Annotated in this window: 12 protein-coding genes and 1 CRISPR repeat array; of the genes, 10 read left to right on the top strand and 2 right to left on the bottom strand. The window is 66.8% G+C overall.

Annotation, left to right across the window (positions count from 1 at the left end; translation table 11 throughout):
• Window positions 1-99 precede the first annotated feature (99 nt).
• The 3 genes from RMP06_RS12965 to RMP06_RS12955 all read left to right on the top strand — a co-directional run bounded on the left by RMP06_RS12965 (window position 100) and on the right by RMP06_RS12955 (window position 1,609).
• Window positions 100-822 (top strand): Crp/Fnr family transcriptional regulator, encoded by a 723-nt coding sequence (locus RMP06_RS12965; protein WP_310462196.1) that lies wholly within the window; start codon window positions 100-102, stop codon window positions 820-822.
• A gap of 209 nt (window positions 823-1,031) precedes the next feature.
• Entirely contained in the window at window positions 1,032-1,316 is a 285-nt protein-coding gene (locus tag RMP06_RS12960) for a BON domain-containing protein (RefSeq protein ID WP_409050170.1), read from the top strand.
• Between the two features lie 53 nt (window positions 1,317-1,369).
• Entirely contained in the window at window positions 1,370-1,609 is a 240-nt protein-coding gene (locus RMP06_RS12955) for a CsbD family protein (RefSeq protein ID WP_310462194.1), read from the top strand.
• 51 nt (window positions 1,610-1,660) lie between these two features.
• Here RMP06_RS12955 and RMP06_RS12950 read toward each other — a convergent pair whose 3' ends face one another.
• Both RMP06_RS12950 and RMP06_RS12945 read right to left on the bottom strand, forming a co-directional pair.
• A complete protein-coding gene (locus RMP06_RS12950) occupies window positions 1,661-2,944 on the bottom strand; it encodes a hypothetical protein (RefSeq protein ID WP_310462193.1) in 1,284 nt (427 codons plus the stop codon).
• On the bottom strand, window positions 2,899-3,867 hold the full coding sequence (locus RMP06_RS12945) for a 5'-nucleotidase (protein WP_310462192.1): 969 nt from the start codon (window positions 3,865-3,867) through the stop codon (window positions 2,899-2,901). The genes RMP06_RS12950 and RMP06_RS12945 overlap by 46 nt, the downstream gene beginning before the upstream one ends.
• Window positions 3,868-3,986: 119 nt before the next feature.
• Between RMP06_RS12945 and RMP06_RS12940 the strand changes: the two genes are divergently transcribed.
• The 7 genes from RMP06_RS12940 to cas2 are packed head-to-tail and all read left to right on the top strand — an operon-like array spanning window position 3,987 to window position 11,793.
• Window positions 3,987-6,368 (top strand): CRISPR-associated endonuclease Cas3'', encoded by a 2,382-nt coding sequence (locus RMP06_RS12940; RefSeq protein WP_310462191.1) that lies wholly within the window; start codon window positions 3,987-3,989, stop codon window positions 6,366-6,368.
• 38 nt (window positions 6,369-6,406) lie between these two features.
• Window positions 6,407-7,063, top strand: coding sequence for a type I-C CRISPR-associated protein Cas5c (gene cas5c / locus RMP06_RS12935; protein ID WP_310462190.1), 657 nt, complete (start codon window positions 6,407-6,409; stop codon window positions 7,061-7,063).
• Window positions 7,060-8,847 carry a type I-C CRISPR-associated protein Cas8c/Csd1 gene (gene cas8c / locus RMP06_RS12930; RefSeq protein WP_310462189.1) on the top strand — a complete coding sequence of 596 codons (1,788 nt, stop codon included), beginning with the start codon at window positions 7,060-7,062 and terminating at the stop codon, window positions 8,845-8,847. The genes cas5c and cas8c overlap by 4 nt, the downstream gene beginning before the upstream one ends.
• Window positions 8,848-8,849: 2 nt before the next feature.
• Complete coding sequence (gene cas7c, locus RMP06_RS12925; RefSeq protein WP_310462188.1) at window positions 8,850-9,758, top strand: type I-C CRISPR-associated protein Cas7/Csd2; 909 nt, start codon at window positions 8,850-8,852, stop codon at window positions 9,756-9,758.
• Between the two features lies 1 nt (window position 9,759).
• On the top strand, window positions 9,760-10,437 hold the full coding sequence (gene cas4, locus RMP06_RS12920) for a CRISPR-associated protein Cas4 (RefSeq protein ID WP_310462187.1): 678 nt from the start codon (window positions 9,760-9,762) through the stop codon (window positions 10,435-10,437).
• Window positions 10,438-10,458: 21 nt separating this feature from the next.
• Entirely contained in the window at window positions 10,459-11,487 is a 1,029-nt protein-coding gene (gene cas1c / locus RMP06_RS12915; RefSeq protein ID WP_310462186.1) for a type I-C CRISPR-associated endonuclease Cas1c, read from the top strand.
• Between the two features lie 15 nt (window positions 11,488-11,502).
• On the top strand, window positions 11,503-11,793 hold the full coding sequence (gene cas2, locus RMP06_RS12910) for a CRISPR-associated endonuclease Cas2 (RefSeq protein ID WP_310462185.1): 291 nt from the start codon (window positions 11,503-11,505) through the stop codon (window positions 11,791-11,793).
• A gap of 187 nt (window positions 11,794-11,980) precedes the next feature.
• A CRISPR array of direct repeats spans window positions 11,981-13,162; the repeat unit is 37 nt; unit sequence GTCGCCCGCTATTTCTGTGGCGGGCGTGGATTGAAAC.
• Window positions 13,163-13,204 lie beyond the last annotated feature (42 nt).

The raw sequence follows: 13,204 nt of genomic DNA, 5'->3' as shown, positions 1-13,204 counted from the left end.
GCGTGCCACCGCACAGAGCTGTTCACCGTCGGCGCGCACAGTCGGTATCTCCCACGCCTGTTACTCCCATGACGGGGTGTCCATGCACTGGAGTGCCGCATGACCCTTGCCAGGAACCACCTGATCGAATTGCTGCCTGGACAGGATCGACAGCGTCTGCTCGCCCGGTGCGAATCGGTGCCGCTGGCCCTTTCGCAAGTGCTGTGCGAGCGCGGCGCCCCGCTGGCGCATGTCCATTTCCCTGTCGACAGCTACGTCTCGCTGGTGACCCAGCTCTACGGCCACCAGGGTCTGGAGGTCGGCATGGTCGGGCGCGAAGGGGTGCTCGGTGCCTCGCTGATGCTGGGCGTGGTGACTGCGCCGCTGCAGGCGCTGGTGCAGGGGGTCGGTACGGCCTGGCGGTTGACCGTGCCGGATTTCCTGGCGGAGCTGGCCCGCAGCCTGGCGCTGCAGTACTACCTGCACCGATTCCTGTATGTGCGCATGGCGCAACTGGCCACGTCGGCCGCCTGTCTGCGATTCCACCACATCGAACCACGCCTGGCGCGCTGGCTGCTGATGAGCCAGGACCGGGCCCATGCTGACCACTTCCGGGTCACGCACGAGTTTCTGGCCTACATGCTCGGCGTGCGCCGTGTCGGGGTCACCGTGGCGGCCGGCGCGCTGCAGCGCCGAGGTCTGATCCTTTACTGCCGCGGTGAACTGCGTGTGCTGGACCGTCCCGGGCTCGAAGCCAGTGCCTGCACCTGCTACGCCGCCGACCGGCGTTCCTACACCGACTGGCTCGGCGTCCCGTCCTTTGCAGACCCGCGCCTCGCCTGACAGACCGGGGGTGTCTGGCACATGGGTGCGGCGCTGTCCTACAGCGACAGGTGTCCGGCGCCGATGGCCCCTTGGCGCACGGGTTTCTACAGTGCAGATGTCCGTCCGGTGCACAAGCGCACCGATCCAGACGATCTGGACAACCCCACAGGAGATCTGCCATGACCCATACCCTGACCCGCCGCTTCACCCTGACCCTCACCGCCACCATGGCCGCCATGGCGATGCTCGTCGCCTCGGGCTGCGCAGTCACGCGCGGCCAGGAAAGCGTTGGCGCCTACGTCGACGACGCCGCGATCACCACTGCAGTCAAGGCCCGCTTCGTTGACAACCGCCAGGTGGACGCCAGCAGCATCAGCGTCGAGACGCTCAATGGCACCGTGATGCTGTCCGGTTTCGCCAAGAACACGGCAGAACGCACGATGGCCGAGACGCTGGCGATGAAGGTCGGCGGCGTGAAGTCGGTCAGGAACGAGATCACCGTCCGTCCGTGAACCCACAGCGGCCATTCAACCCCCTGTCACCACCACACCCTGAAGGAGCACACATGAACTGGGACCGCATTCAAGGCAACTGGAAGCAAGTCGCCGGCAAGGCCAAGGCCCAATGGGGCAAGCTGACCGATGACGACCTCGACGTCGTGGCCGGCCACCGCGAGCAACTCGCCGGCAAGATCCAGGAACGCTATGGCATCGCCCGCGAAGAGGCCGTGAAGCAGATGGACGCCTGGCAGCACACGGCGGACGAGGCTTGGTTCACGGTCAAGTCGGACAAGCCGCCGCGCTGAAGGGGCGTCGCCTGGCACGGCCCGGGAGGGGCCGTGCCTTCCGCCGACGGGTCACAGCGGCAGCCGCGCCTTGAGCGGACAGTGGTCCGACACGGCCAGCAGCGGCTCCGGGCGCCGGTCGTCCGCACCCAGCGTGCGCCCCAGGAAGCCGAGCGCCACTTTCTCGGCCGTCGGCACCGGGCCGCTGCCCGCCGGCAGGTGCACCGTGATGTGGTCCAGCCCGATCGGGTTGCGGCAGCCCAGCGCCTTCGCATCGGTCAGCCGTTCCATTTCGGACGGGTCCAGCACGCGGGCCTTGGCGTCCTTGCACAGCCGGGTGGATTCCTCGTCGAGCGGGCAGGCCGTGTCCAGCGCCGTGAGCAGGGACGCGGCCGGCACACCGTCGTTCACCTCGCGCCAGAGGCTGGTCGAACGCACGCCCGGCACATAGGCGTCCGTCGCCAGACCGCGGCTGCGCACCGGCGTGTTCGCCGGCAGGCTGGCCTCGTGGGCGATGTTGCGGTTGAAATCCCCGAGCATCACCACGGCGTCGACTCCCTGGCTGCGCTCCTGCAACCAGGTTTCCAGCGGCGGGAGCTGTGCCTGCAGCACGGTGCAGGCCGGATCATTCCCGGCCAGCTGCCCGCGGCCGTTGCCATTGCCACCACCTTCCAGCGGCGAGACGCAGGCGGATTTCAGGTGCACGGTGAGGAAACGTGTCACCTTGCCACCGATGCGCAGCGCCACCGACAGGCCCGGCCGCGGCTGTTCCTTGACCGGCCGCTCCGGCAAGGCCAGCGGCGCGTAGACCTCGCAGGTGCCCACGGCGGTGGCGACCTTGCGCCGCCATGCGAACGCCAGCCGCTGCACCTTGTGCGACGTGAAACCGCAGACCTCGTAGTCGCGCCCGCCATCGGGCAGCACCTCGCGCACCGCCTGCACGCTGCTGACCTCCTGGAAGGCGATCACGTCGGCGTTCACCTTGGTGGTGAGCACCTCGGCGATCTGCTGGCGGTGCTTGGCGAGCGCGGATTCGGTGACCGCGACCGGTTTGTGGCGGCTCTGCCAGACATCGCAGGGCGGCAGTTGGCCGATGTCCCACTCGATCTTGGCGTCACGGCCCCAGCGCAGCTGCCAGCCGGTCTTCGGGCCGTTCGGGTCGGGGCGCCACAGCTCGCCCGTGCCGGACTTGGAGAAACGCTGACCACAGGCGGCGATCCAGCGCGTGGCGAGCGGCGTGTCCAGGTGCCAGCCGAGGTTCCAGGTGGCGACGGTGACGTCCGTGGCACAAGCGGCGTTGGCGGCCAGACTCAGGGCGAGGCAGACGAAGGCGGAGCGGGGGAAGTGTCGGTGCATGGGCGCGATTGTGCGTCGGTCGAACCGCCCGCATAGGGCACGATCCCTGACGGTACCCGCACCGAGGCCGGCTGCACATGCGCGTCCTGGTCGTCGAAGAACATCTGCGCACCGAAGGCGGCGAGCACCTGGTCCTTCGACGCGCCACCCATGAAGAACGCCTCGTCCACATCGACCTGCCAGTCGCGCAGCGTGTGGATGACGCGGGCGTGTGCCGGGCTGCTGCGGGCGGTGACGATGGCGATGCGCACGGGGCAGGGCGCACCGCGGCTGCGGAACTCCTGCTGCAGCGCGGCCAGGCGGACCAGCAGCTTGGCGAACGGGCCTTCCGCCATGGCGCGGCGGCGGTTGGCCTGCTCGTGCGCGGCGAAAGCTTCCAGGCCCTGCGTCTTGTAGATGTGCTCCGATTCGGGCGAGAACAGCACGGCGTCGCCATCGAAGGCGATGCGGATCTGGCCCTCGGGCGCGCGGAACGCGGCGGGCGGGTCGTAGAGCAGGGCGGCCGCCACGCCGTGGTCGATCGCCTCCTGCACGTCACCGCGGTTGCGCGACAGGAACAGGTCCACCTCGAAGGCCTTCAGATACTCCACCAGCGAGCGCGCGCCGCCCGTGAACGCCGCGCGGGTGATGTCCAGCCCGTGGGCCTCGATCGCGTTGAAGGCGCGCAGGCCGGTGTCCGGCGAGTTGCGCGAGACGACGACCACCTCGATGCGCCGCTCCGGCAGCAGCGGGTTCAGCCCGAGCAGCGCCTGCACCAGCGGGAAGGCGGTGCCGGGGCGCAACGGCTCGTTCTCGTGGGCGCGCTGGTACTGGCTGAAAGCGGCGACCCCCTGCGCGTCGTAGAGCCGGTTCTCGTGCTCCAGATCGAACAGGGCGCGGGAGCTGATGCCGATGACGAGCTTGTCGGTGAGGGAGTAGGGCATGGGATATGTCCGTGAGTAATGTCACAGCAGGTCGTGCGGAATTGTCACGTTTTGACGTGTCTCGGAAGGCTGGATCGGTACCCGGACTATGCTGCTTTTGCATTTTCCAGGGAGAAGAAATGACCGCGACACAGATCGCGATCGCGCATGCCGGCAGCGGCGGCGCGGCGCATCATCGACTAGACGAACACCTCGAAGCCGTGGCACAGCTCGCAGCGCGCCACCTTCACCACGACCCCGCCGCCCGCGAACTCGCACGGCTTGCCGGCTTGTGGCACGACTTGGGCAAGTACCGCCGTGGGTTTCAAACCTACATCCGGTTGGTGGCTGATGCCCACATCCAGAGCGAACTGCCCGCAAACCGCGACAAGAGCCACTCGGGTGCTGGTGCGCTGTGGGCCGAGCAGACGCTGGTGTCGAAACTCGGGCGTGAAGGCCGCATGGTGTCGCGGGTACTGCAATACGTGATCGCGGGGCACCACGCTGGGCTGGATAACTGGGAAAGTCTGAAAGGACGACTCGCTGGCGACGACGCAAAACGTGAACTGAGCGAAGCACTGGAAGCCGATCCTGCATCCGATCTGCTGTCTCCAGTGGGCACTCTTCCTCGACTGCCGCAACTGCCTATTCCTCCCAGCATGGTCGAAGAAATCCCCGGACGCTTCGCCCTCTGGGTGCGCATGCTGTTCTCGGCGCTGGTGGACGCGGATTTTCTGGATACCGAAGCGTTCATGACCCCGGCCGCCACGCAGGCCCGGCAGGCGGACGTACTGCCGATGACCGCGCTGCTGGCCGCGTTCGATGGCTACATGACGCACAAGGCCGAGGCGGTGGAGGCATCTGGTCAGACCGACAGCCCGGTGAACCAGCACCGGGCCGAGGTGCTCGCCGCGTGTCGGGCCAAGGCGACAGGGGCGCCCGGTACCTACACGCTGACCGTGCCGACCGGTGGCGGCAAGACGCTGGCGAGCCTGGCCTTCGCGCTCACGCACGCTGCGCAGCATGCCAAGCGCCGCGTCGTGATGGTCATCCCCTACACCAGCATCATCGAGCAGACCGCCGAGGTGTACCGCGAGGTCTTCGCGCCGCTGGGCGAAGGCGTCGTGATCGAGCACCACAGCAACGCCGAGAGTGACGAGCGGGCCGAGACCTCGCGCTCGCGGCTCGCCTGCGAGAACTGGGATGCACCGGTCATCGTGACCACCAGCGTGCAGTTGTTCGAGAGCCTGTTCGCCCGCAAGACTTCCCGTTGCCGCAAGTTGCACAACCTGGCGAACAGCGTGCTGGTGCTCGACGAGGCGCAGTTGCTGCCGGTCGAGTACCTGCAGCCGGTGGTGGACGTGCTGCGGTTGCTGGTGAAGGACCACGGCGTGACGGTGGTGCTGTGTACCGCGACGCAGCCGACGCTGACCTCGCAGCCGCTGTTCGGTGGCAAGGGGCTGCGCGGTTACGGGTCGGGGGAGGTGACGGCGATCATCGACGACGAGGTGGGGTTGTACGCGGCGCTGCAGCGGGTGCGGGTGCATCTGCCGGCGGATCTGAAGACGCCGCAGCCCTGGAGCGTGACGACCGAGGCGCTGATGCGGCACGAGGCGGTACTGGCCATCGTGAGCCGGCGTGCCGATGCCCGCGAGCTGTACGACGGGCTGAAGCGCGAGTTGCCGACCGGCGCCCGCGGGCTGTGGCACCTGTCGGCGCTGATGTGTCCGCAGCACCGCAGTGAGGTCATTGCGGACATCAAGGCGGCGCTCGTTGTTCGGCGCGAGGCACTGGCGCAGGGAGACGAGGCCGAGCCGGTGCGGGTGGTTTCGACGCAGTTGGTTGAAGCCGGGGTCGATCTCGATTTCCCGGTGGTGTTCCGGGCGCTGGCCGGGCTGGACTCGGTGGCGCAGGCGGCCGGGCGCTGCAACCGCGAGGGGCGGCTGGCGATGGGCGAGGTGCATGTCTTCGTGCCGCCGAAGGCTCCGCCGCCGGGGTTGATGCTGCAGGCGGTGCAAACCTGCACGCTGGTGTGGGACCGCTGTGAAGGCGACCCGCTGGCGCTGGAGCACATCGCGGGTTATTTCAAGCGGCTTTACGCCGACGCGGACCTGGATCGCAAGGGCATCTGCGAGGCCTTGCGGCTGCAGATCGACCGGCAGGAGCAGGCGCTGGCGGTGCGTTTCCGCGATGCCTCGGACGAGTTCAAGCTGATCGACAACGAGGACGCGGCGACGGTGATCGTGCGCTACCGCAGCGAGCGGTGCCGGGAGGACGTGAACATGCTGCTGCGGATGCTGGAGCGCGACGGCCCGGCCCGTTGGCTCATGCGCAAGCTGCAGCGGTACGGGGTGACGGTCTACCAGCACGACCTGAAGAAGCTGGTCAAGGGCGGTGACGTGCGCGAGTTGCCGCAGGTGCCGGGGCTGTACGTGCAGGTGGATTCGGATGTGTTCTACGACCCCGTGATGGGCGCACGGGTGGGTGGGGCGCCGGGCGATCCGGCGGCCTTCTACGCGTGAGCGGGTGAGATGGTTTCAATGGAAGGGAGAAATGGCTGATGCAGAGCTTCTGTCTTGAGGTGAAAGGCGACTACGCCTGTTTCACGCGCCCGGAGATGAAGGTGGAGCGTGTCTCCTACGACTTCATCACGCCGTCAGCGGCGCGGTCGGTGTTCGACTCGATCCTGTGGAAGCCGGAGATCCGGTGGGAGGTCGAGCGCATCGAGATCCTGGCGCCGGTGCGGTGGATCAGCGTGCGGCGCAACGAGGTGGGTGCGGTGATCTCGACGCGCAACCTGCAGACCGTGATGACCGCCGGGCATGGGCAGCTCGGGCTGTACGTCGAGGACGAGCGGCAGCAGCGGGCCGGGCTGTTTCTGCGTGACGTGCGCTATCGGCTGCATGCGCGGCTGGTGTCGGTCAAGGGCGAGGCGCTGCACAACCCGGCCAAGTACGCCGAGATGTTCACCCGCCGTGCGTCGAAGGGCCAGTGTGTCAACCAGCCGTACCTCGGCTGCCGCGAGTTCGACGCCCGCTTCCGGCTCGTGACCACGCCGCACGGCGAACCTGAGCCGTGTGCCGAGATCGACGGCGATTTCGGCTGGATGCTCTACGACATGGATTTCAGCCGGCCGGCGGACCCGAAACCGATGTTTTTCCGCGCCAGGGTCGTGCGCGGGGTGCTCGACCTGGAAGGCGTGGAGGTGCGGCGATGATTCTTCAGGCACTGCACGGGTATTACGAACGCAAGATGCGCGACCCCGATCCGGCGCGGCGGCTGCCAGCGGCCGGGCTGGAGGAGAAGGAGATTCCGTTCATCCTGGAACTGGCGCTGGATGGGCGGCTGGTGGGGATCAAGGACACGCGGACGCAGGAGGGGAAGAAGAAATTCGCTCGGCGGTATCAGGTGCCGCAAGGTGTCAAGAAGACCTCCGGCGTGGCGGCCAATCTGCTGTGGGACACGGCCGAGTACGTGCTCGGACTCGACACCAAGGGCAAGCCGCAGCGTGTGGCCGAACAGGTCGCCGCGTTCCGGCAGCGCGTGGACCAACTAGCGCAGCGGGCGCCAAGTGACGCCGGGTTGATCGCGGTCCAACGCTTTCTGGCCGGTCAGCCACTCGCCGATGCGCAGTTGCAGCCGCAGTGGGTCGAGATCGCCGAGGTCAATCCGATCGTGTCCTTCCGGCTGAAGGACGACATCGACCTCGTGTGTCAGCGCCCGGGCGTGATCGGCGCGGTGTCTGCCGCCGGCCCGAAGGAGGAGGCACCTGGCGCGGCCCTGGTGTGCCTGATCACCGGTGACTCGGCCGAGCCGGAGCGGCTGCACAACGCGCTCAAAGGCGTGTGGGGCGCCCAGACTTCCGGCGCGAACATTGTGTCGTTCAACCTTGACGCTTTCCGCTCGTTCGGCAAGGAGCAGGGCGCTAACGCCCCGGTGAGTGCCCTCGCCGCTTTTGCCTACACGACCGCGCTGAACAGCCTGCTCGCCAAAGGCTCCCGCCAGCGCATGCAGGTCGGCGACGCCAGCACCGTGTTCTGGGCGCAGTCCGAGCAGGACAGCGATTTCGAGGACGCCTTCGCCTCGTTCTTCGATACCGACCAGGACGACCCGGACGCCCACACCGAGCAGGTGCGGGCGCTGTTCGACGCGCTCCAGTCCGGGCAGTTCGATGGGGCGACGGGCCAGCGAAAGTTCTATGTGCTGGGCCTTGCACCGAACGCCGCTCGCATCTCGATCCGTTTCTGGCACGCCGCGACCTTGCATGACATCGCCGTGCGGGTGCGAGAGTGGTTCGCAGATCTGGAAATCACCCACCGGGCACATGAGCAGGCGTTCCCCCCGCTGTACTGGTTGCTTCGTGCCATCGCTGTCCAGGGCAAGCCCGAGAACATTCCGCCAACCCTGAGCGGCGACCTGATGCGTGCCATCTTGACTGGCGGGCCTTTCCCGGCGCTCTGGCTCAACGCCGCGGTGCAGCGCAGCCGTGCCGAACGGGATGTCACCTACTACCGCGCAGCCACCATCAAGGCGTGCCTGAACCGCCAGATCCGTTTCCAGAACCCCATGTCAGAGGAGGTTTACCGTCCCATGCTTGATCTGCAGAACCCCAATGCCGGCTACCGGCTCGGCCGGCTGTTCGCCACGCTGGAGAAGATCCAGGAGGCGGCCAGTCCTGGCCTGAACGCCACCATCCGCGAACGTTACTTCGGCGCTGCGTCCAGCACGCCCGTGGCGGTCTTTACCACGCTGCTGCGGCTGAAGAACCACCACCTCGCCAAGCTGCCCAACCGCGGCCAGGCGACCAACTTCGAGAAGCTCATCGCCGAGATCACCAGCGGCCTCACCGACTTCCCGACCCACATGGCCTTGCCCGACCAGGGCCGCTTCGCGCTGGGCTACTACCACCAGCGCCAGGACTTCTTCACCAAGACTGATGCGAACAAGGCTGCCGCTGCCGCAATCGCCGCTGAAACCACCGAATCCACCAAGGGAGACTGAACATGAACCTGAATCACCGCTATGACTTCGTCCTGCTGTTCGACGTGAAGGACGGTAACCCCAACGGCGACCCAGACGCCGGTAATCTGCCGCGCATGGACGCCGAAACCGGCCACGGCCTGATGACCGACGTGGCGCTCAAGCGCAAGGTGCGTAACTTTGTCGGCCTCGTGCATGGCGAGCAGCCGCCTTACGAGATCTACGTCAAGGAAAAAGCGGTCCTGAACCGTGCGCACGAGCGGGCCTATGTGGCAACCGGAAACGAGGAGGCCCTGAAGGGTGACGACAAGAAGCGCAAGGGCGGTGGCGACACCGTGGACAAGGCGCGGAACTGGATGTGCGCCAACTTCTTTGACGTCCGCACCTTTGGTGCCGTCATGTCGCTGGGCGTCAACTGCGGCCAGGTGCGTGGCCCGGTGCAGATGACGTTCGCCCGCTCGATCGAGCCGATCGTCGCGCTGGAGCACTCGATCACCCGCATGGCGGTCGCCACCGAAGCCGAAGCCGAGAAGCAGGGCGGCGACAACCGCACGATGGGCCGCAAGCACACCGTCCCATACGGGCTGTACCGCTCGCATGGCTTCGTCTCGTCCTTCCTCGCCAAGCAGACGCAGTTCTCGGCGGAAGACCTGGACCTGTACTTCAAGGCGCTGGAGCAGATGTTCGAGCACGACCGCTCGGCTGCCCGCGGCCAGATGTCCACCCGTGGCCTCTACGTCTTCGAGCACGAGAGCGAACTCGGGAATGCCCCGGCGCACGCGCTGTTCGACCGCCTGACCGTGGCGCCTACTGCACCGGGTACACCCGCCCGCGACTTCGGTGCCTACGCCGTGCTGTTCGACGGCCAGCCGCTCGCGCCGGGCCAGTCGGTGCCGGCCGCGACCGGGGTGACGCTCACGCGGCGCTGTTGAGATGGGGTCGGTCGCGAACGAGGGTCGGCCCGGCGCGGACGAGCCGCCCGACCCGATCCCGCTGTCGGCCCTGCAACACTGGTCCTACTGCCCGCGCCAGTGCGGTCTGATCCACCTGGACCAGGTGTTCGACGACAACGTTCACACGCTGCGCGGACAGGCGGTGCATGCGCAGGTGGACCAGCCGGGCTTCGAGCTGCGCAAGGGCGTGCGCATCGAGCGGGCGCTGCCGGTGTGGAACGACGCGCTCGGGCTGATCGGCAAGACCGACGCGGTGGAGTTCGACCCGGCCAGCGGGGTGCCGTACCCGGTCGAGTACAAGCACGGCTCGCGCAACAAGGCGGCTGACATCGCCCACGCCGACGACGTGCAACTCGCCGCGCAGTCGCTGTGTCTGGCCGAGATGACCGGCCACGCGGTGACGGAAGGCGCGCTGTACTACGCCAGCTCCAAGCGCCGTCGCGTCGTGCCGATCACCTCGGCGTTGCAAGCGGAGGTGGTCGAAATCGCTGCCGCGTTCCGCGCCATGCTCGCCAGTGGCACGCTGCCCGCCCCGACGACCGACACCCGCCGCTGCCGCGCCTGCTCGCTCAATGAACGCTGCCAGCCCGAAGCGTGGCGCCGGCTGCACGCCCTGGGTGATCTGCGCGCCCGGCTGTTCGACCCGGACGCCGAGTGACTCCGACAAGCTCTATTCCCCATGCAACTGCTCAACACCCTGTACGTCACCACGCCCGAGAGCTACCTGCGCCTGGACAACGACACGCTGCGCGTCGAGGTCGAGCGGGAGGTCAAGCTGCGCGTGCCGCTGCACCACCTCAACGCCGTGGTGTGCTTCGGCCACATCAACCTGAGCGCGCCGCTGATGCACCGGCTGGCCGAGGAGGGCAAGGCGCTGGTGCTGCTCGACGCCAACGGCCGCTTCAAGGCGCGGCTGGAGGGGGAGGTCAGTGGCAACGTGCTGCTGCGCCGTGCCCACCACCAGGCGATTGACAACGCGGCCTTCACGCTGGAACTGGCGCGCACCATCGTGGCCGGCAAGCTGCGCAACCAGCGTTACGTCCTGCAGCGCGGGGCGCGGGACAGCAAGTCCGATGAAGAAACGGCACGGCTGGAGCGGGCGGCGCAAGACTTGGCGGCCAGCCTGCGCGCCTTGCCCGCGGCGCCCGATCTGGACACCGTGCGCGGGATCGAGGGCGAGGCGGCGCGCACCTATTTCGAGGTGTTCACGCTGCTGGTGCGCGCCGACCAGCGCGAGCACTTTGCGCTGAACGGCCGCAGCCGGCGACCGCCGCGGGACCGGATGAACGCGCTGCTGAGTTTCCTGTATTCGATGTGGACCAACGATTGCCGAAGTGCCATCGAAGCCTCCGGGCTGGATCCGCAGATGGGTTTTCTGCACGCGTTGCGACCTGGGCGGGCGGCGCTGGCACTGGATCTGGTGGAGGAGTTCCGGCCGTTCGCCGACCGGCTGGCGCTGACGCTGATCAACCGGGGTCAGGTCAGTGCGAAGGACTTCACCGAACGCGAGGGCGGGGCGGTGTTGCTCGACGGGGATGCACGCAAGACGGTGGTCGTCGCTTTCCAGGAGCGCAAGAAGGAGGAACTCACCCATCCGCTGCTGGCCGAAAGTGTGCTGCTCGGGCTGGTACCGCTGGTGCAGGCGCGGTTGCTGGCGCGGCATGTGCGGGGTGAGGCGCCCACCTACGTGCCGTTCAGCGTGCGCTGACCAGGAGTTCACACCATGCTGGTCATCGTTTGCTATGACGTCAACACGGAAGATCGCGCCGGCCGGCGCCGCCTGCGCCGGGTCGCCAAGGTCTGCGAGAGCACAGGACAGCGCGTGCAGAAATCGGTCTTCGAATGTCAGGTTGATCTGGCGCAGATGGAGGAATTGGAGCGGCGCCTGTTAGACGAGATCGACGTGAACACCGACTGTCTGCGTCTGTACCGCATGGCGAACACGCGAGGTTGCGAGGTTCGCCAGCACGGCGCCTTCCGTTCGACGGATTTCGAGGGGCCACTGGTTCTATGATGGTGCCTTGCGCGAACCCCAAGTGACCGCCTGGTCCCTGGGAGGTTCGCGCCCCACGCAAGTCCTTGTCGCGCATCACTTTCATGCCTCAGATCCGCTCAGCGCACCCCCGACCGGCCCTCGCGGCCCCAAGGTTCGCGCTCCAGTGCGATTTTTCCCTTGTGCGACAAGGACTTGGCTGTGTGGAGTCGCCCGCTATTTCTGTGGCGGGCGTGGATTGAAACAGCCGTGCAAGGTGCAGAGCCTGCAACTGATCGGCGTCGCCCGCTATTTCTGTGGCGGGCGTGGATTGAAACACGCTGGTCCTGCCCGGACCCGTCAACGACGTGGTGTCGCCCGCTATTTCTGTGGCGGGCGTGGATTGAAACCGGTCCAATCAACTTTGTCAACACGGTAGTGCAAGGTCGCCCGCTATTTCTGTGGCGGGCGTGGATTGAAACCATGTACCCGGCCGTGATGAAGAATTACAAGCATCGTCGCCCGCTATTTCTGTGGCGGGCGTGGATTGAAACCGTGCCAGATCCAAGCCTTTGATCAGCAGTTCGGTGTCGCCCGCTATTTCTGTGGCGGGCGTGGATTGAAACATGCGTCCGCGGGTCAGTCCACCCGATTGGGGTAGGTCGCCCGCTATTTCTGTGGCGGGCGTGGATTGAAACTCGCTGGAGATCAACGCCGGCGCGCTTGTGACCATGTCGCCCGCTATTTCTGTGGCGGGCGTGGATTGAAACAGGCTGGTGACCGCAGTGCATTCGATGCAACCTTGTCGCCCGCTATTTCTGTGGCGGGCGTGGATTGAAACGGGACATGGGATCAAGCATTTACCAATGCGGCCGTCGCCCGCTATTTCTGTGGCGGGCGTGGATTGAAACAGATCCACGACTGCAGACGGACCGCCATCATCCTGGTCGCCCGCTATTTCTGTGGCGGGCGTGGATTGAAACCGATCTGCGCGCCGTAGCCGCTGCTGCCGATCTGGTCGCCCGCTATTTCTGTGGCGGGCGTGGATTGAAACAAATAGTTAGCTTCTGGCTATCAAATACGCACATGTCGCCCGCTATTTCTGTGGCGGGCGTGGATTGAAACAGCATCCGGCGCGACACGCCGATGGACTGCGCCGCGGTCGCCCGCTATTTCTGTGGCGGGCGTGGATTGAAACAGCATTGATCCGCGCGTCGTAGCCGCTGCTGCCGGTCGCCCGCTATTTCTGTGGCGGGCGTGGATTGAAACGACTGCACGCTGCTGCAGATCGCGCCCGGCCCTGGTCGCCCGCTATTTCTGTGGCGGGCGTGGATTGAAACTGTTCGCCGCACGACCTGCACCTGGTCGTCGGTGGTCGCCCGCTATTTCTGTGGCGGGCGTGGATTGAAACTTGGAAGGGTCCGCCGCAGGTGCAGGCGTGGGCGCGTCGCCC

It is taken from the genome of Sphaerotilus sp. (assembly GCF_031429695.1).
GTDB lineage: Bacteria > Pseudomonadota > Gammaproteobacteria > Burkholderiales > Burkholderiaceae_C > Sphaerotilus.
This window is presented reverse-complemented; position numbering and strand designations above follow the sequence as displayed.